The sequence below is a fragment of the Pseudomonas sp. 01L34 genome, assembly GCF_056400265.1.
In genome coordinates this window covers 92,213-109,388 of sequence record NZ_JBFTSX010000011.1, presented here as the reverse complement: position 1 = coordinate 109,388, position 17,176 = coordinate 92,213, and the positions used below count along the sequence as shown (strand labels likewise).

The 17,176-nt window shown below is 59.1% G+C and carries 17 protein-coding genes; 9 read left to right on the top strand and 8 right to left on the bottom strand.

What is annotated here, in order from left to right; translation table 11 throughout:
* Window positions 1-130 precede the first annotated feature (130 nt).
* The gene (locus AC1DQM_RS27945; protein ID WP_018926237.1) at window positions 131-652 is read left to right on the top strand and encodes a DUF2062 domain-containing protein; all 522 of its coding nucleotides are present in this window, start codon (window positions 131-133) and stop codon (window positions 650-652) included.
* 71 nt (window positions 653-723) lie between these two features.
* On the opposite strand, the gene AC1DQM_RS27940 is transcribed toward AC1DQM_RS27945, so the two are convergent.
* From AC1DQM_RS27940 to AC1DQM_RS27925, 4 genes are all read right to left on the bottom strand, one after another.
* Window positions 724-1,503, bottom strand: coding sequence for an ABC transporter permease (locus AC1DQM_RS27940; protein ID WP_018926238.1), 780 nt, complete (start codon window positions 1,501-1,503; stop codon window positions 724-726).
* Window positions 1,500-2,432, bottom strand: a complete 933-nt coding sequence (locus AC1DQM_RS27935) for an ABC transporter ATP-binding protein (RefSeq protein WP_018926239.1) — start codon at window positions 2,430-2,432, stop codon at window positions 1,500-1,502. The genes AC1DQM_RS27940 and AC1DQM_RS27935 overlap by 4 nt, the downstream gene beginning before the upstream one ends.
* Before the next feature lie 133 nt (window positions 2,433-2,565).
* Window positions 2,566-3,189, bottom strand: a complete 624-nt coding sequence (locus AC1DQM_RS27930; protein ID WP_018926240.1) for a glutathione S-transferase family protein — start codon at window positions 3,187-3,189, stop codon at window positions 2,566-2,568.
* A 43-nt stretch (window positions 3,190-3,232) separates the two neighbouring features.
* On the bottom strand, window positions 3,233-3,892 hold the full coding sequence (locus tag AC1DQM_RS27925) for a transglutaminase-like domain-containing protein (RefSeq protein ID WP_018926241.1): 660 nt from the start codon (window positions 3,890-3,892) through the stop codon (window positions 3,233-3,235).
* Between the two features lie 237 nt (window positions 3,893-4,129).
* Between AC1DQM_RS27925 and AC1DQM_RS27920 the strand changes: the two genes are divergently transcribed.
* Window positions 4,130-6,586, top strand: coding sequence for an acyl-CoA dehydrogenase (locus AC1DQM_RS27920; protein ID WP_477747131.1), 2,457 nt, complete (start codon window positions 4,130-4,132; stop codon window positions 6,584-6,586).
* A 108-nt stretch (window positions 6,587-6,694) separates the two neighbouring features.
* The gene (locus tag AC1DQM_RS27915; protein ID WP_007938686.1) at window positions 6,695-7,102 is read left to right on the top strand and encodes a PA2817 family protein; all 408 of its coding nucleotides are present in this window, start codon (window positions 6,695-6,697) and stop codon (window positions 7,100-7,102) included.
* A gap of 69 nt (window positions 7,103-7,171) precedes the next feature.
* On the opposite strand, the gene AC1DQM_RS27910 is transcribed toward AC1DQM_RS27915, so the two are convergent.
* Entirely contained in the window at window positions 7,172-8,170 is a 999-nt protein-coding gene (locus AC1DQM_RS27910) for a LysR family transcriptional regulator (protein ID WP_064616565.1), read from the bottom strand.
* A 90-nt stretch (window positions 8,171-8,260) separates the two neighbouring features.
* On the opposite strand from AC1DQM_RS27910, the gene AC1DQM_RS27905 reads away from it, so the two are divergent.
* The 6 genes from AC1DQM_RS27905 to AC1DQM_RS27880 all read left to right on the top strand — a co-directional run bounded on the left by AC1DQM_RS27905 (window position 8,261) and on the right by AC1DQM_RS27880 (window position 13,322).
* Entirely contained in the window at window positions 8,261-8,887 is a 627-nt protein-coding gene (locus tag AC1DQM_RS27905; protein ID WP_018926244.1) for an alanyl-tRNA editing protein, read from the top strand.
* A gap of 92 nt (window positions 8,888-8,979) precedes the next feature.
* Window positions 8,980-9,750 (top strand): 2OG-Fe(II) oxygenase, encoded by a 771-nt coding sequence (locus AC1DQM_RS27900; RefSeq protein WP_428634287.1) that lies wholly within the window; start codon window positions 8,980-8,982, stop codon window positions 9,748-9,750.
* Between the two features lies 1 nt (window position 9,751).
* On the top strand, window positions 9,752-10,390 hold the full coding sequence (locus tag AC1DQM_RS27895; RefSeq protein WP_138866990.1) for a LysE family translocator: 639 nt from the start codon (window positions 9,752-9,754) through the stop codon (window positions 10,388-10,390).
* A gap of 572 nt (window positions 10,391-10,962) precedes the next feature.
* Window positions 10,963-12,192 carry a type II and III secretion system protein family protein gene (locus AC1DQM_RS27890; RefSeq protein ID WP_442115296.1) on the top strand — a complete coding sequence of 410 codons (1,230 nt, stop codon included), beginning with the start codon at window positions 10,963-10,965 and terminating at the stop codon, window positions 12,190-12,192.
* A gap of 122 nt (window positions 12,193-12,314) precedes the next feature.
* On the top strand, window positions 12,315-13,031 hold the full coding sequence (locus AC1DQM_RS27885; protein WP_026286433.1) for a tetratricopeptide repeat protein: 717 nt from the start codon (window positions 12,315-12,317) through the stop codon (window positions 13,029-13,031).
* A gap of 18 nt (window positions 13,032-13,049) precedes the next feature.
* A complete protein-coding gene (locus AC1DQM_RS27880) occupies window positions 13,050-13,322 on the top strand; it encodes a DUF3613 domain-containing protein (protein WP_018926249.1) in 273 nt (90 codons plus the stop codon).
* A 433-nt stretch (window positions 13,323-13,755) separates the two neighbouring features.
* On the opposite strand, the gene AC1DQM_RS27875 is transcribed toward AC1DQM_RS27880, so the two are convergent.
* The 3 genes from AC1DQM_RS27875 to AC1DQM_RS27865 are packed head-to-tail and all read right to left on the bottom strand — an operon-like array spanning window position 13,756 to window position 17,176.
* Window positions 13,756-14,724 (bottom strand): type II secretion system F family protein, encoded by a 969-nt coding sequence (locus tag AC1DQM_RS27875; protein ID WP_064616559.1) that lies wholly within the window; start codon window positions 14,722-14,724, stop codon window positions 13,756-13,758.
* A gap of 29 nt (window positions 14,725-14,753) precedes the next feature.
* A complete protein-coding gene (locus AC1DQM_RS27870; RefSeq protein ID WP_018926251.1) occupies window positions 14,754-15,740 on the bottom strand; it encodes a type II secretion system F family protein in 987 nt (328 codons plus the stop codon).
* Window positions 15,737-17,176 carry a CpaF family protein gene (locus tag AC1DQM_RS27865; protein WP_477747130.1) on the bottom strand — a complete coding sequence of 480 codons (1,440 nt, stop codon included), beginning with the start codon at window positions 17,174-17,176 and terminating at the stop codon, window positions 15,737-15,739. Before AC1DQM_RS27865 ends, AC1DQM_RS27870 begins: the two co-directional genes overlap by 4 nt.

The window sequence follows — 17,176 nt, the reverse complement described above, 5'->3', positions numbered from 1 at the left end:
GTCCTTGAGAGTCCCCTCCCTAGGCTTAGCCGTCGCGCCGCACAGGCGTCGTTAACAATTGTCACAAAGTCTGAATGGGCGGTTCGTAGAATCCAGACATACTTGCCGCCTTAACCGACCGAGAAGCCTTATGCCCCGGCGCTTATTCAAACGCTACATGCCAGACCCGACCAGCATCAGGGAACACAAATCCTTACGCTTTCTTGGCACCCTGCTGCATGACCCGAACCTCTGGCACCTCAATCGTCATTCCGTCGCGCGGGCCATGGCCGTCGGCCTGTTCGCGGCGTTCCTGCCCATCCCGTTGCAAATGCTGTTGGCGGCCATCCTCGCCATCGTAGTGCGCGGCAACATGCCGATAGCGGTCAGCCTGGTCTGGCTGACCAACCCGATCACCATGCCGGCGGTGTTCTTCTGCACCTACCAGACCGGCGCCTGGTTGATGGACGTCCCCGCCAGGAGCTTGCCGGACGAGTTGACCTGGGCATGGATCAGCGGCGAGCTCTCGACTTTGTGGCAACCGTTTTTACTGGGTTCGGTGGTAACGGGGCTGGTGCTTGGGGCGTTGGCTTATTGTCTGGTGATGATGTATTGGCGCTGGTGGGTGAGTCGGCAGTGGGCACGGCGTAAGCGCAGCCGGATGCAGGAATGAAAAACGGCCTCCACTTGGGAGGCCGTTTCTTTTTGCGGTGTTTGCCCGCGAAGGCCGTGACACGGTCTCGATCAGGTACGCATCCCGCGCCCACTCACCAGCAGCCGCGCACAACCGATGTACAGCACAACAGTCGCTACCAGCATGAAAGCGATCGCCACGCTGATCTTGATGTCCGACACGCCAAGAATGCCGTAACGGAAGGCGTTGACCATGTGCAGCACCGGGTTGGCCAGCGAAACGGTCTGCCAGAACGGTGGTAACAAGCTGATCGAGTAGAACACCCCGCCCAGGTACGTCAGCGGTGTCAGCACGAAGGTCGGGATGATCGAGATGTCATCGAAATTGCGCGCAAATACCGCGTTGATGAAACCCAGCAACGAGAAGATCGTCGCCGTCAGCAGCACCACCAGAACGGTCACGCCCAGGTGATGCACCTGTAGCGTGGTGAAGAACAGCGACAGCAGCGTCACGATGAGCCCGACCATCAACCCGCGCAGCACGCCGCCCAGGGTGTAGCCGATCAGAATCGTATGGGGCGACACCGGCGACACCATCAGTTCTTCGATGGAGCGCTGGAACTTGCTGCCAAAGAAACTCGACACCACGTTGCCATAGGAGTTGGTGATCACCGACATCATGATCAGCCCCGGCACGATGTACTCCATGTACGTGAAGCCACCCATGCCGCCGATCTGCCGACCGATCAGATTGCCGAAGATCACAAAGTACAGAACCATGGTGATGGCTGGCGGCAGCAAGGTCTGCGGCCAGATCCGGGTGAAGCGCTTGACCTCACGGTAAACGATGGTATTGAGGGCAACGAGGTTGGGTTGCAGCTCGGAACTCATACCGCCACCTTCGACAGATTTTTCTCCACCAGGGACACGAACAACTCCTCGAGGCGATTGGTTTTGTTACGCAGGCTCAACACTTCGATGTTCTGCTGCGCCAACTGGGTAAACAGCGCGGTAATGCCCATGGCCTTGTCGACCTGGACTTCCAGGGTATGACTGTCGATCAGTTTGGCCGGGTAACCAAGCAACTGCGGCGCCACTTGCAAGGTGTTCTTCAGGTCCAGCAGGAACGTCTCGACATGCAGTTGGCTGAGCAACTGCTTCATGCTGGTGTTCTCGACAATGGTGCCGTGGTCGATGATGCCGATGTTGCGGCACAACTGCTCAGCCTCCTCCAGGTAGTGGGTGGTGAGGATGATGGTGATGCCTTTCTTGTTCAGTTCAGTGAGGAAGGTCCACATCGAGCGACGCAATTCGATGTCCACCCCCGCCGTCGGTTCGTCGAGGATCAGCAGGCGTGGCTCGTGAACCAGCGCCCGGGCGATCATCAGTCGGCGCTTCATGCCGCCGGACAGGGAGCGCGACGGCACATCGCGCTTGTCCCACAACCCCAGTTGGGTCAGGTACTGCTCGGCGCGTTCCTTGGCGATTCTCGCCGGGATGCCGTAGTAACCGGCCTGGGTCACGACGATGTCGAAGGTCTTTTCGAACTGGTTGAAGTTGAACTCCTGGGGCACCACACCAATGCAGCGCTTGAGCGCCGCTGGTTCCTTGTCCAGGTCGTGACCGAACACATTCACCGTGCCGCTGGTTTTGTTCACCAAGGTCGAGATAATGCCGATGGTCGTGGATTTGCCGGCGCCATTCGGGCCGAGCAAGGCGAAAAAGTCACCTTCGGCGACGTCCAGATCGATACCACTCAAGGCCTGGAAACCGTTGCCGTAGGTTTTGGTTAGCTGCCGGATGGACAGAGCGGAACTCATATCGGATTTACGCACCAGGAAGGGAAGAAAGGAATAAATAAGGGCGGGCGGCGAGCAATGCAACCGCGGCGCATGAGCGCAATGGTGCTTGTCGCCGCCACACAAGTACAGTCACGCGTGTTGATAGTGAGTATTAAGTCAACGCGGTCATGACGGCTTTGCGATAGGCCGGACGCTGTTTCAACCGTGCGTACCAGGCTTCTAGATGTGGCAGCGGCGCGCGCTCGATCGGCATCTCGAACCAGGCATAAATGAAGCTGCCCAAGGGAATGTCGCCCATGCCGATCTCATCGCCCGACAGGTATGGCTTAACCGCCAGCGCTTGATCAGCCATCGACAGCAGATCGTCGCACTCCTTGATCGCAGCCTTGATGGCCGGCCAGTCCTGCTGCTCTTGCGGGGTGCGCAACACGCCCCAGAACACCGTGCGAAACGGCGCGGCAAAACTTGAGGTGGTCCAGTCCATCCACTTTTCGGCCGAGGCACGGGCTTGCAGGTCCGTCGGATACCAGGCAGTGCCGCTGGCATGGCGAGCCACCAGGTAACGCACGATGGTGTTGGATTCCCACAGCACGAAGCCGTCGTCTTCGATCACCGGCACGCGACCGTTGGGATTCATCGCCCGGTACTCAGGCGTGTCGACCACGCCAAAGGCACCGCCGGCATCGATGGCTTCATAGGCCAGGCCCAGCTCTTCGGCGGCCCACAACGGTTTTCTGACATTCGACGAATTTTTCCGACCCCAGATTTTCAGCATGACCGCCCCTTGTTGGATGAATGCGCAGGCAGCATACGCCGGATCAGGCGCGACTCAAATCGCTCTGCATGTCACCCAGTTGCAGCGGCAGCCACTCGCCGAACAAATGCGGATAGCACTTTTCGAGGTGCTCGAAAAAGAACGCTTCAGGCACATCGGTGAACTGGCCGTGATCAACCAGGTACTCCATCAACTGCTCGCCGTCACGGTTGAAGGGATGGAACACACTGTCGTTGATCCCGTCGAACTCCAGCGGCGCGACATTGAACAACTCGCAGAGTTGTTGATTGAAGGCCGGCGTGACTTTGACCCAACGCTCGTTCAAATAAAACTCGGTGTAGCCGTGCATGGCGAACACATCACTCTTGAGCAGTTCGAGCAGGCGCGGCGTCGACAGGTGATTGCGCACATCCGCAAGACCGATACGCGCCGGGATCCCGCAATGCCGAGCGCAACCTGCCAGCAGCGTGGCTTTGGGCACGCAATAACTCTCCCCGGCCGCCAGCGCATAGCTGCCGCGCAAGGTCTGCGGATCACGGCTGAAGGTGTAGGGGTTGTAGCGCACGGCCTCGCGCACGGCGTAATAGAGATTGATCGCCTGCTCCTGCGGATCGCGCCCGGCGCCACGATGTTTTTCGGCGAACTCCACCACCGAGGGATGGTCACTGTCGATGAAGCGGCCGGGGCTCAGATACGCGTGCATGGGAGCTATCTCCTGGGGGAAGCCACGAGTCTAGCGACACCTTCAGCACAGAGATAACGACGTTTCGGCCAAATATCAGCGCTTGCCCGCCCTGTTGACGAGCCCTGCATCGAAATAACTGACGAAGTCCGGCCGTTTCGTCCTACAAGCTCAACCCGATCGCTCCGACCACCCACTTTTATGGATGCCGTCTAAGCTCTGAGAGTGGTTTTGCCCCTGGCTTCAGGAGAATTAATTATGCTGCTGTTGTGGATACTGGTTCTGGTGGTCGGGATTGCCTATCTGGCACATCGCCGCACCGCGCCTCTGCCCGCTTTGGGCATCATCGCTGCCTATCTGCTGGCGATGGGCATCTTCAGACATGCGAGCCATGCCCCCGTCTGGCTACTGCTGATTTTCTGGGTGTTGCTCGCGGCCGTGGCCGCCCCCCTGTTGCTGCCGGACCTGCGCCGAAAACTGTTCACGGCGCCCATATTCAACTGGTTTCAAAAAAACCTGCCGCCCATGTCGCAAACCGAGCGTGAAGCCATTGAAGCCGGCACGGTCTGGTGGGATGGCGAGCTGTTCAGCGGTCGTCCGGACTGGAACAAGCTGCTGGCCTATCCAAAAGCGCAGCTGAGCGAAGAGGAACAGGCGTTTATCGATGGCCCGACCGAAGAGCTCTGCGCGATGGTCACCGATTGGCAGATCGGCCAGTTGATGGATCTGCCGCCCAAGGCCTGGGATCACATCAAGCAGCATGGCTTTTTTGCCCTGATCATTCCCAAGGAGTACGGCGGCAAAGGCTTCTCGGCTTATGCGCACTCCCAGATCGCGATGAAACTGGCGACCCGCAGCGGTGACCTGGCCTCCACCGTCATGGTGCCCAACTCCCTCGGCCCGGCGGAACTGCTGCTGCACTACGGCACCGACGAACAACGCAATCATTACCTGCCACGGCTGGCCCGCGGCGACGATATCCCCTGCTTTGCCCTGACAGGCCCGATGGCCGGTTCCAACGTCGGGGGCATGACCGACACCGGGGTGATTTGCAAAGGTGAATGGGAAGGCCAGGAAACCCTTGGCTTGCGCCTGAACTGGGAAAAACGCTACATCACCCTCGGTCCGGTGGCGACCTTGATCGGCCTGGCCTTCAAGGCCTATGACCCGGACCATCTATTGGGTGACAAAGTCGACCTGGGGATCAGTCTCGCCTTGATTCCAACCCAGACTCCCGGTGTAGACATCGGTCGCCGTCACTTGCCGCTGGGCGCCGCCTTCATGAACGGCCCGAACGCCGGCAAGGATGTGTTCATACCGCTGGAGTTCATCATCGGCGGTCAGGAAATGCTCGGCGAAGGCTGGATGATGCTGATGAACTGCCTGTCGGTCGGGCGTTCCATTTCGCTGCCTGCCATCGGTACCGCCGCGGGCAAGTTCAGCAGCCTGGTGACAGGCCAATATGCGCAGGTTCGCGAGCAATTCAACGCACCGCTGTCAGCCTTCGAAGGGATTCAGGAAGCACTGGCGCGGATCGGCGGCAGTACCTGGCTGATGGACAGCGCGCGGATGCTCACCGCCAACGCCGTCGACCTCGGCGAAAAGCCGTCGGTGCCCTCCGCCATCATCAAATACCACCTCTCCGAACGCGGTCGCGAGTGCATCAGCCACGCCATGGATGTTCACGGCGGCAAGGCCATCATCATGGGCCCGAACAACTATCTCGCGCGTAGCTGGCAAGGTGCGCCCATTTCCGTCACGGTCGAAGGTGCGAACATCCTGACACGCAACCTGATGATCTTCGGCCAGGGGGCTATTCGCTGCCATCCGTTCGTGCTCAAGGAAATGGCCCTTGTCCACCGCGAAGACAAACAACAGGCGCTGATCGAATTCGACGCCCTGCTGCTCAATCACATTGGTTTTGCCGTGAGCAACGCCGCCAGCACCCTGGTGCTGAACCTTGGCTTCGGGCACTTCGAACACATGCCCGGGGACAAGCTCAGCCAACGCTACGTGCGCGCCCTCAACCGTCAGGCCGCAGCATTTGCCATGCTTGCAGACCAATGCATGATGCTGCTGGGCGGCGACCTGAAACGCCGCGAACGCTTGTCCGCACGTCTGGGCGATGTGCTCAGCTACCTGTATCTGGCTTCCGCTGCGCTCAAGCGATATCACGATCTCGATTCGCCGGAGCATATGCGTCCGTTGTTCGCCTGGGCCATGGAAGAGAGCCTCGGCCAGTCCGAGCGTGCGCTGGACGAACTGCTGACCAACTTTCCGAACAAGGTACTCGGCTGCCTGCTGCGGGTACTGGTGTTCCCGTTCGGTCGCCGGCACAGAGGCCCGTCGGACAGACTGGCGGCCAAAGTCGCAGCAGTCCTCGGCCGCGCCAAGGGCGACCCGACCCTTGAGGAGTTATTGGCGGGCTGCTACCGCCCGCAATCGACAGAGGATCCGGTCGGCGCCCTGCAGCACGCCTGCGACTTGCTGAACGCCGCCAAACCGCTACAGAAAAAACTCAACACGGCGCTGAGAAGTCGCCAGGTCAAACCCACTGTCGGGGAGTCTGTCATCGATGCCGCACTGGAGGCTGGCGTCTTGCAACCGGTTGAAGCCGAGACCTTGCGTGAGGTGGAGGTGGCGCGGCGCAAGGTGATCGACGTCGATGATTTCGATAAAGAGGTGCTGGTGCTGGGCAAGGGCAAGGTCCGCTAATCCAGAGGACCGTGTGTCGCCTTACCATCATGGGGCGCTTTACCCTGTGAAAAAGGGGCGCGGGAGCTTTATACTCCTGCGCCCGTTTTGCTCTTGAGGACTTATCTCGTGTCCAATGTCGTTGCCGATCATCTCGTCTTGCTCGACCACCTGCGCAGTATCCTGGTCGCCGTAGGTGAGGCCGAACAGGTTCCCGAAGAAAGCCATGCCTTGTTCCTGGAGCGCTTCGACGAACTGCGTGCGTTGCTGCCGGTCGACCCGATCGAAAGCCAATACCTGGGCCAGGACATCCTGTGCCAGATCATCACCCGCTACCCACAAATCGCCCACCTGGTGCCGCGCGATCTGCTGTGGTACTTCGCCGGTGACTGCCTGCACTACATGCCCGATGATGAAATCGACCTGTACCAGGCGCTGGAAGAACGTCGCTTCGAAGCCGAACAGAACGATGAACCGTTCGACTGGAATCAGGAAAAACAGCTGCTGGCGATGTCGAACCAGGACAGCAAGCACTGATCTCCAATCAGTAACGCAAAAGGCCCGCATGGTTAATCATGCGGGCCTTTTTTGTTGGCCGGGTAAAGATCAAAACAACCCATCACTCTCCGGCAACTCATACGCTGCCGCGCCCTTGCCCATCGCGCTTGGCTTGCCCGGATTGCTCAAGGTCGGCTCCTTCTCCAGGCATTCCACCAGATAGTCGATGAACACCCGTAACTTGGGCGGCAGATAGCGGGTGGGCGAATGCAGCAGCCAGGCGCCTCCGTGGTAGGACGCCAGAAAGGTCCAGTCCGGTAATACCTGCACAATCAGCCCCTGTTCCAGCGCATAACGGGCGGTGAAGTACGGCAGGCTACCGATCCCGATGTGTTGCAATACCGCGCCCAATCGCACGCCCGTGTGATTGGCGGCGTAACGTCCGCGCACGCCGACGGTCACGGCTTTACTGCCTTTCTTGAACTTCCAGCGCGCATCGCTCGGGGTTTCGCCCAGATAGATGCAGCTGTGATTGAGCAAGTCGTGGGGATGAGTCGGTGTGCCGTGCTCGGCCAGGTATTGCGGCGTGGCGCAGAGCAAATGGTCGATGGTCAGCAATTGGCGCCCCACCAGCCCCGCAGGGGGCCGATCGGTAATACGGATGGCCAGGTCGACGTTGTCATCGATCAAATCCACCTGGCGGTCCTCGAGCAACAACTCCACATCCACTTTGGGATAACGCCGCAGAAACTCCGGCATATGTGGATGAATCACAAATCGCCCGACGGCCTTGGGCACGCTGACGCGCACCAGCCCTTCCGCTTCCTGGGTGAACTGACCGCTGATTTCCATCACCGACTTCGCCGCGCTGACCATCTCCTGGCAGCGCTTGAACACCTCTTCGCCTCCGTCGCTCAGGCGTAGCTTGCGCGTGGTTCGTTGCAACAAACGCGTGGCGAGCGCCTTCTCCAGCCGCGAAATGCTGCGACTCACCGCCGAGGGGGAAGACCCCAACTGACGCGCCGCTTCGGAGAAACTGCCGGTTTCGACAACCTTGACGAAAATCGCCATTTCACCGAGCAGCGGCAGGGGAAGATTTATGCTCACAGCGCAACAGTCCTTTGATGGTTGAACGGATTATCACGCAATTCCACGGTTCATATAATAAAAATAGAAACTTTAATAAGGGCATGGAATATGACGCTTCGCCTCTTTTTCCATAGTGATGACCTCAGGGCCAACGTGGAAGTCCTGGATTGCACGCCCTATGAGAACGAGTTCGCCGTGGTGCTGCGCGCCACTCTGTTTCACCCTCAGGGCGGCGGGCAACCCTGTGATACCGGCTGGATCGGCGAAAGCCAGGTGCTGCGCGTGGTGCAGGAAACGGAGCGGATCATCCATTTCGTCGACCACCCGGTAAAACTCGGCATGATCCAGATTCGGGTCGACGAGCAACGCCGCCAGTTCAATACGCGCATGCATTCGGCGGGGCACCTGATCGGTCACTTTGTTCAGGCCATGGGCTGGATGCCGATCAAGGCTCATCACTGGCCGGATGAAGGACGTGTGCAATTCAAACCGGGCGATGGCGCGCAGGAGGTTGATGCCCAGACGATTCAGCACGGCATCAAGCAATGGATCGCCCATGATCTGCCACGCTTGACGTCGTTGCGCGAAGGCGCCCGTGAAATCGGTTTCGGTGAGCTGCCCGCCTACGGCTGCGGCGGCACCCATGTACGTAGCCTGAAGGATTTGGGCAAGGTCACGATCGCTTCCCTTTCGCAGAAAAAGGGAACGCTGTCAGTCCACTACCACGTGGATTGAGCTTTTGGGCGATGTCGACCCCGTCATCGCCTGACGCCGGAGGAGCCTGCGTTCGCGGGCTCTGTTGACTATCTGATAGATGGACCTAAGACATGATGCTTGACGTCGAGCGTCTCGATGAGACGTGCATACAAAAACTGGCCAACGAAGAAGTCCTCGCCATCCGCGTCAGAGGCTTGTTGCCTCGGCCACTGGCGATCCAGATCGGCGACAAGATCCTCGCCCCCGGCTTCGAAGGCTACATCAACGCACCGAGCATCGGTCGCATCGGCATGGCGTTTTACGAAGCGGAAAACCAGCCACTGCTGATCGAAGACTATTTCGAGCGCGCCACCAGCAACATCGCCGAGTTGCGCAGCCGTTGTGCGCCCTACTCCTCGCCTGTCGACACCCTGCGCTGCATGCTCGATGAGTCCTGGCCGGCGGGGGCGCATCTGGAAAATCTCTATGGCCGCAAGATGTATGTCGGGCTATCGCGCGTGGTCAAACCCGGCGTGTGCTTCCTCGCCCATCACGACATTTTCGCCAAGGACGCCCCGGACAGTTTCCAGGCCAGAAGCCTGGAAGCGCAGTTCGCCTGCAATGTTTACCTGAACATGCCGACCGAGGGCGGCGCATTGCAGATGTGGGACCACGACATTTCCCCGGACCAGTTCGACGAGATGCGTGGCGACAGTTACGGCATCGATCCGGCCTTGCTCGGACCTCCGACCCTGGAGGTTCGCCCTGAGCCGGGTGATTTCATCATGTTCAATTCACGCCGCATGCACTCGGTGACGCCGGGTGTGGACGATCCGCGATTGAGCCTTTCTTTCTTTGTCGGCTACCGCGGCAATGCATCCCCCCTGACTTTCTGGAGTTGAGATGTTTTCGAATTACCTGGGCGAGTTTCTGGCGCTGGCAACCATCCATTTTCTGGCCGTGGTAGCTCCCGGGCCGGACTTCGCCGTGACCATCCGCCAAAGCGTGCGTTTCGGGCGTTTAGTGGGCATCTGCACGGCGCTGGGCATCGGCGCAGGCATTTCCGTGCATGTGCTGTACACCTTGCTCGGCGTCGGCGCATTGATGCACACCACGCCTTGGCTATTGACGGTGGCCAAGGTGATCGGGGGGGCCTACATTTTGTATCTCGGTGTGAGCCTGTTGCGCAGCAAACCCAAAGTGGCGACTGAAGGCGACAACGGCGCGGCAGCGTCAACTGAGCAGCAGACCCTGTTCAAGGCCTTCAGCACGGGGTTTCTGACCAACGCCACCAACCCCAAGGCTACGCTGTTCTTTCTGGCGATCTTCACCACCATCATCAGTGCCTCGACACCGTTGCAGATACAGGCGCTGTACGGGTTGTGGATGTGTTTCGTGAACGCCTTGTGGTTCGTGATCGTGGCCCTGTTCTTTTCCAGCGCCCGGGTGCGACTGCTGTTCATGCGCATGGGGCACTGGTTCGAACGAACCATGGGGGTGATCCTCATTCTGTTCGCCGGGCGCCTGATTCTGTCCATGTAAGTCCTGCCGCCTTGGTCGCCTCGTAGAACAGCATTTTTTGCGGCTCCAACGCCAGCAACACGGCTATCTCCACACTCTGCCCTTAAAGTTTTGTTTGAAATCATGGCGCTTTGCTTTGTTTGAACTACCTTCAAACAAGAAGAAGTCATAACGGTTTGAATTTTGACGTTTAGGTTCAGAGATCAGATAGCGAATTGGCAAAAGGAGTTACCTCACTATGATCCTGACAGGCGTTTACCGGCGCAGAGCTGTGATTGCCGGTTGCTTTTTAGGGGAGTCAGGTTGGCGGGAAGTGCCGCCTATAACCGCGATGGTTGTCGAGCCTGAGCCTGTTGCTCGGGTCGGCAGCCCAGGTATCTGGATCACTAAAAGCCGTTTTAGAAGGTCGCTCGCTGTCCATTCGGATCAGCGTATTGCACCTGCTTGCGTGTAGCACCAAGGAATATTGCCGGGGGCATTAATCGTTAGTGGTAAGTGCTCTGGCGAGGTTGAGGGTCGACTAAGGCCCCTTGTAGTGATCCGAGGCAACTTGGTTTGCCTTGTAGATGGCCTATTCAGCGAGGATGCACTTAATGAGCTATCGTACCGTGCCCGCTTTCAAGCGAATTATCCATGGCCTGTTCTGGATGGGCCTCAGCGTGGACGCGGCTCAGGCCGCGGCGGCCAATTGTTCGCAGATGGACAAATTGCCGGCAACGTTCGAGGTCGGTCAGGGGCTTCAGAGTGAACTGCGCACTCCGGTTCCGGTGACGCAACTGGCCGTGGGTGACCCGAAAATTGCCGATGTGCAACCCAGCGGCAACAACCCCAACGCCTTCCTGCTCACTGGTCTGACACCGGGCACCACCAGCCTGATGGTCTGGACCGGCTGTTCGAAAGAGCCGCGCCATAGCATGGTGTTCGTCAAGGGCCGGGCCACCTCGGCGCTGACCAGCGCGTCGACCGGACCTTACGAAGACCCGCTGCTGCCGAGCCAGGTACAGACCGATATTCGCTTCGTTGAAGTCAGCCGGACCAAACTCAAGGAAGCCTCAGCGTCTATTTTCGGCACCCGCGGCAACTTCCTGTTCGGCTCGCCGAGAACCTTGCCTACCATTGGCGGCGTCGTCACACCGTCGGTGCCGGTGGACAACGGCATGTTCAACCTCAACTTTGCTACCGGTAACACCCTGGTAGCGATCAACGCGCTGGAAGGCAGCGGTTTCGCCTATACCCTGGCGCGGCCAAGCCTGGTGGCGCTCAGCGGGCAGAGTGCGAGCTTCCTGGCCGGCGGTGAAGTACCGATTCCGGTGCCCAGTTCGGGCAGCGATAACATCTCCATCGAGTACAAGGAGTTCGGTATCCGCCTGACTCTGACGCCAACCATCATCGAGAAAAACCGTATCGCCCTGAAGGTGGCGCCGGAAGTCAGTGAACTGGACTTCACCAACGCCGTGAGCATCGCCGGCACGATAGTTCCGGCGCTGACCATACGCCGTACCGACACCAGCATCTCCCTGGCCGACGGCGAAAGCTTCGTCATCAGCGGCCTGATCAGCACCCGCAACAATTCCCAGGTGAACAAATTTCCGGGGCTGGGCGATATCCCGATTCTGGGCGCGTTCTTCCGCGACAACTCCGTCAACCGTGAGGAGCGCGAACTGCTGATGATCGTCACCCCGCATCTGGTCCAGCCCCTGGCTGCCAATGCACAACTGCCGTCGTTGCCTGGCGAGCAGCTGCGCAATTACGACCCGAACTTCTACCGCATGTTCTTCCTCGAAAATGGTGATTTCGACAGTAAGACCGGGCTCTCGCAATGAACCGGAGCCAGACGCTGAACCGGGCTTTCGCCCTCACTCTTAACGGTGACCTTGAGCGCTTGGCGGGCCAGCTGTATTGCCATTGGCCAGGCGTTCAACGTGTTGTAGCCAGAGGACACTCGATGAAAGCAGTCATTGCAATAACGGCGACATTGATGCTCGCAGGTTGTGCCACCAACGGTATTGTTTCGCGACCGGGCAGTTGTGCCAAACCCGCTTCGGAGCAAGAGTTGGCCCTGAACCTGGCCGACAACATGGCCAACGAAGGCCGTTTGTATGCCAGCCTGGCGAACCTGGAAGGTTTGCCCGATGACCTGGTCCAGGTTCGTCTGCGCAAGGCCCGGGTGCTGCGCTTGATGGGGCGTAAAGATGCGGAGCCGTTGTATCAAAGCCTGCTCGGCACCTGTCTGGCCGCTGAAGGGGAACATGGCCTGGGCCAGTTGGCCGCGGCCAAAAATGATAACGCCGGCGCTACCACTCACCTCGAACGCGCGGTGAAGATGTCCCCCACCGACGACAAGATGCGCAATGACCTGGGGGTCGTCTACCTCAATCAGCGACGGATCCCTGAAGCACGCTTCGAGTTCATGACGGCCATGGAGCTCAAGCAGGCGGATTCACTGGCGGCACTCAACATGGTGACGCTGCTGATCTATCAGGATAACTGGAAGGCGGCTGCCGAACTCGCGAACCGCGCCAGCTTGAGTCCCCAGCAAGTTGCAGAGGCTCAAACCCGAGCGGAAAAACTCAAGGCCTCTGCCAAAAAAGCGGTGGCTTCCGAGGGGAATCGCAAGACTGAGGCCGTAGTCGATGCCTCAGCCAATGCTGCGATCAAGTAGAACGTACGAGGAGTCGAGATGAATACCAAAGGGCTGTTGATTGTGTGCATGGCTTGCCTGTCCACCAGTGCCTGGGCTATTGAGCCAGGTCCCTCCTCGGCGCCGCAAAAGGGCACCGAACAGTGGATGCAGCTACAGATTCGTGGTGTGGTTGCCTCCCCTTTTCGACAAACTGCATCGGTCACTGAGCGTGACCTGTCCTTCCAGCGCTGGCTGAACAGCTTCACCTACCCGATCCCGATGTTCTTTGAGCAGAAGGCTGGGGGGAAAATGACCTCCAGCAGCAACTGAGGGACGTCAATGGATGATCAACCTCTGGCATCGTCCAGAGTAGCCTGGCTAAAACGCCAGGCTTAATCACGTCTGCTGGAAAGTATTGGCATCTACACATTGTTCAGTTCTGACCGAGTCCCCCTGGAGCGCAATGCTGTTCACTTAAACAGTTTCAGCCGCGACGCATTCTTTGTAGCAGCTGCCGAAGGCTGCGTTCGGCTGCGCAGCAGTCGTGAGTCCGGCTGCCGTGATGTACCTGACGCACCGCAATGGCTGATTTTACGACTGCTTCGCAGCCGAACGCAGGCTTCGCCAGCTGCTACAGATCGCATTACGGCTTAAGTGAACAACATTGCCCGTAGGAGCGAGCGGTGTAGATCTTGGGAGGGGAAGTACAGATCAGGTTCGGGTGGCAAGGCCATCTGATTCGACAGCCCCCCACCCGATCCTCTTACATATTTCCGAATGCTTTCATTACGCCAATCATGGCCGGGCCGATGGCGACCAGAAAGAAGCTCGGCCACAGGCAGAAAATCAGTGGAAATATCAGCTTGGTGCCGATTTTCGCCCCCGCCTCTTCGGCGGCCTGCGTACGCCGATCACGGAATTCATCGGCATAGATGCGCAGGGTGTCGGCCACGCTGGTACCAAAGCGAATACTCTGCGCCAACAAGCTGACCAACCCTTGCACGTCCTCCAGACCGGTGCGTATGGCCAGTTGTTTGAGCGCCTCGGTACTGGTGATGCCCGCGCGGATCTGCGCATTGACCAGGGCCAGCTCTTCAGCCAGTTCAACATGACTGACCGACATTTCTTCAGCCACCCGTTCAATGGTCGTGGGCAGTGACAGGCCTGACTCCACGCAGACCACCATCAGATCCAGCGCATCTGGAAACGCGATACGCAGTCGGTTTTGACGCGCCTGCTTACGCTTGGCGACATACAGCGCTGGCAGCAACCATCCGATACCGGCCACCATGACCACCAACAACAGCCCCACAGCCAGGGAAACCTTGGGAATCAGCGGCAACAGCAACAACGCAAGGCCGACCATCAATAGCGGTAACATCAAGCGCACCGCCCAGTACATCTGCACCGCCGAAGAGGAGCGGTAACCCGCATGCGTCAACAGAGTCTGGGTAACTGACGCCTGGGCCGATTCAGCCGAGGCAAAGCGCTGGCCGACCCGCTCCAGCAACAGCTGCAGATTACTCGGCGCTTCCTGCCCTGCCGTATTGCCCAAATAACCGCGCTTGATCAGCGCCAGACGACGCTGTACCGGGTCCTGGAGACCCAGCATCAGCAACATCAAGGCGACGACCGCAAGCACCGTACTCAAACCGATCGCGCCAAGGAACAACAGGCGCGCTACTTCCTCGTTCCCCGTGAACCGACTGAACAACCCGAGTAAAAAGTCCATGACCTGTACCTCCCGGTAGCGAATATCGCTTAAACCTGAATCCGGATGATTTTTCGTATCCAGAAAATCCCGATCAACATGGCGCAGAAAGCCCCGATGATCAGCTTGTGGCCGATGGGATCATTGAGCAGCACAGGCATGTAGCTGGGGCTTGTGAGCACGATCGCAATAGCCAGCACAAAGGGAATCGCCACCAGCACCCAGGCCGACATGCGCCCTTCCGCCGACAGGGTTTTGATCTTGCGCTGAAAGCGGAAACGCCCGCGGATCAGCCGACTCAGACGCTCCAGCACTTCCGTCAGATTGCCGCCAGTCTCGCGGTGGATGAGGATCGAAGTCACCAACATCATCACCGTCATGCTGGGCATGCGCTCCAGCAGGCCGAGCATGGCCCGGCGAACATCGTTGCCATAGTTGATGTCGGCAAAGGTCAGGCCGAACTCATGAGCGACCGGCCCCTTGTGCTCCTCGGCGACCAGACGCAGGGTTTCGTTGAACGGGTGCCCGGCACGCAAGGCCCGGCACATGGCATCCAGCGCATCCGGCAGGCCTTCCTCAAACGCAGCGAAACGTTTGCTACGGTCACGAGAAATTTTCAGCAGGGGTAACCAGAACACCCCGAAGCCTGCCAGCAACGCCATCCACCAGACGGTCACGACCATCCAGATCGAGATGCCCGCACACACGCCCAGGAACAGCCCGAGCAAGATCACTCGATAAGCGCGGTATTCATGGCCGCCCTGCTCGATCATCTGCGTAAGGCTCGCCATGAACGGCAACTGCTCGAGCATGGCCTCCAGTGGCGACAAACGTGTCAGGTATTTCTGCCGCAACACCGTCTGCATGTTGGGCAAATTGTTGGCTTTTTCCAGTACATGCAAACGGCCGCGGATGCGCTTGCGCATCTTGCCCGCTTCGCCGAACACCGGCACCACCACGCCCTGGGACAAGAGGAACACGGCGATAAACACCATGCCCAGGAACATCACAATGAATTCAGCAGGAATATGGCTCATGGCTGCCGTGCCTCCATCCATTCAGGCCTGAACATCGTCAGCGGCAACTCGATGCCGCGCTTGGCCAGCACATCGCGGAAGGCCGGAATCATGCCGCTGGGGCGATAATCGCCAAGCACTTCACCGTTTTCACCCATGCCCTGGCGCGCAAAGGAGAAAATTTCGGTCATGGTGATGATCTCGCCTTCCATGCCGTTGATCTCTTGCACGCTGACCAGCCGGCGCTTGCCGTCCTCCTGACGTTCCAGCTGGATCACCACATCGATGGCCGACGCGATCTGCTGACGCATGGCCTTGATCGGGAAGGTCGCCCCGCTCATCGACACCATGTTCTCGACTCGCCCCAACGCATCGCGCGCGGTGTTGGCGTGGATCGTGGTCAATGAACCGTCGTGGCCGGTGTTCATGGCGGTCAGCATGTCCAGCGCCTCGGCGCCACGCACTTCGCCGATCACAATGCGGTCCGGGCGCATCCGCAAACTGTTACGCACCAACTCGCGCTGACTCACCTCGCCACGCCCCTCAATGTTCGAAGGCCGGGTTTCCAGGCGAACCACGTGGGGCTGCTGCAGTTGCAGCTCGGCCGAGTCTTCGATGGTGACGATCCGTTCGTTGTGCGGGATGAAACTGGACAACACGTTGAGCATGGTGGTTTTGCCGCTACCGGTACCGCCGGAAATCAGCACGTTCAGGCGCCCGCGGACAATCGCCTTGAGCAGCAGCGCAATGGCCGGGGTCAATGTCCCCACCTGAATCAGGCTGTCGGTATTGAGCAGGTCCACCGCAAAACGGCGAATCGACATGCTCGGGCCGTCGATGGCCAGCGGCGGGATAATCGCGTTGACCCGCGAACCGTCCTTGAGCCGGGCGTCCACCAATGGCGAGGACTCGTCGATACGCCGACCCAGGCTGGACACGATGCGGTCGATGATATTCAGCAAATGGTGATCATCGCGAAAACGCACATCGGTCCGTTGCAGTTTGCCGAAGCGCTCGACATAGACCGAGGCATAGCCGTTGACCAGAATGTCGGACACGCTGTGATCGGCCAGCAACGGCTCCAGGGGCCCCAGACCGAGCACCTCGTCGGTGATCTGCTTGATGATCAACTGGCGGCTGGTGGTACTCACCGGTGCCGAATGCTCGTCGAGCAGGCGCTGGCAAATATCACGGATCTGCCGTGAGGCCTCGGCCTGTTCAAGGGAGTCCAGCAAGGACAGGTCCATGACCTTGAGCAATTGCTGGTAGATTTTTTCCCGCCACTCGGCTTCCACCGGGGTGACCTGGCTTCTGGTTTCGTAAAGAACGTCCGGTGTTGCACGCTCCCACGCCATTGTTTCCTCTGCCGGATCCAGCAGGTCGTCGCCCTGAGCAGCTGACGATGCTGCGGGTTTACCGGACTGTTTGCGCAAGCGGTTACGAAAGTCGCTGATCAT

Excerpts from the sequence above, each read along its gene's own strand:
- AC1DQM_RS27945 (WP_018926237.1), top strand. The coding sequence starts at position 131 with ATGCCCCGGCGCTTATTCAAACGCTACATGCCAGACCCGACCAGCATC.
- AC1DQM_RS27940 (WP_018926238.1), bottom strand. The coding sequence starts at position 1,503 with ATGAGTTCCGAGCTGCAACCCAACCTCGTTGCCCTCAATACCATCGTT.
- AC1DQM_RS27935 (WP_018926239.1), bottom strand. The coding sequence starts at position 2,432 with ATGAGTTCCGCTCTGTCCATCCGGCAGCTAACCAAAACCTACGGCAAC.
- AC1DQM_RS27930 (WP_018926240.1), bottom strand. The coding sequence starts at position 3,189 with ATGCTGAAAATCTGGGGTCGGAAAAATTCGTCGAATGTCAGAAAACCG.
- AC1DQM_RS27925 (WP_018926241.1), bottom strand. The coding sequence starts at position 3,892 with ATGCACGCGTATCTGAGCCCCGGCCGCTTCATCGACAGTGACCATCCC.
- AC1DQM_RS27920 (WP_477747131.1), top strand. The coding sequence starts at position 4,130 with ATGCTGCTGTTGTGGATACTGGTTCTGGTGGTCGGGATTGCCTATCTG.
- AC1DQM_RS27905 (WP_018926244.1), top strand. The coding sequence starts at position 8,261 with ATGACGCTTCGCCTCTTTTTCCATAGTGATGACCTCAGGGCCAACGTG.
- AC1DQM_RS27900 (WP_428634287.1), top strand. The coding sequence starts at position 8,980 with ATGATGCTTGACGTCGAGCGTCTCGATGAGACGTGCATACAAAAACTG.
- AC1DQM_RS27895 (WP_138866990.1), top strand. The coding sequence starts at position 9,752 with ATGTTTTCGAATTACCTGGGCGAGTTTCTGGCGCTGGCAACCATCCAT.
- AC1DQM_RS27890 (WP_442115296.1), top strand. The coding sequence starts at position 10,963 with ATGAGCTATCGTACCGTGCCCGCTTTCAAGCGAATTATCCATGGCCTG.
- AC1DQM_RS27885 (WP_026286433.1), top strand. The coding sequence starts at position 12,315 with ATGAAAGCAGTCATTGCAATAACGGCGACATTGATGCTCGCAGGTTGT.
- AC1DQM_RS27880 (WP_018926249.1), top strand. The coding sequence starts at position 13,050 with ATGAATACCAAAGGGCTGTTGATTGTGTGCATGGCTTGCCTGTCCACC.
- AC1DQM_RS27875 (WP_064616559.1), bottom strand. The coding sequence starts at position 14,724 with ATGGACTTTTTACTCGGGTTGTTCAGTCGGTTCACGGGGAACGAGGAA.
- AC1DQM_RS27870 (WP_018926251.1), bottom strand. The coding sequence starts at position 15,740 with ATGAGCCATATTCCTGCTGAATTCATTGTGATGTTCCTGGGCATGGTG.
- AC1DQM_RS27865 (WP_477747130.1), bottom strand. The coding sequence starts at position 17,176 with ATGATCAGCGACTTTCGTAACCGCTTGCGCAAACAGTCCGGTAAACCC.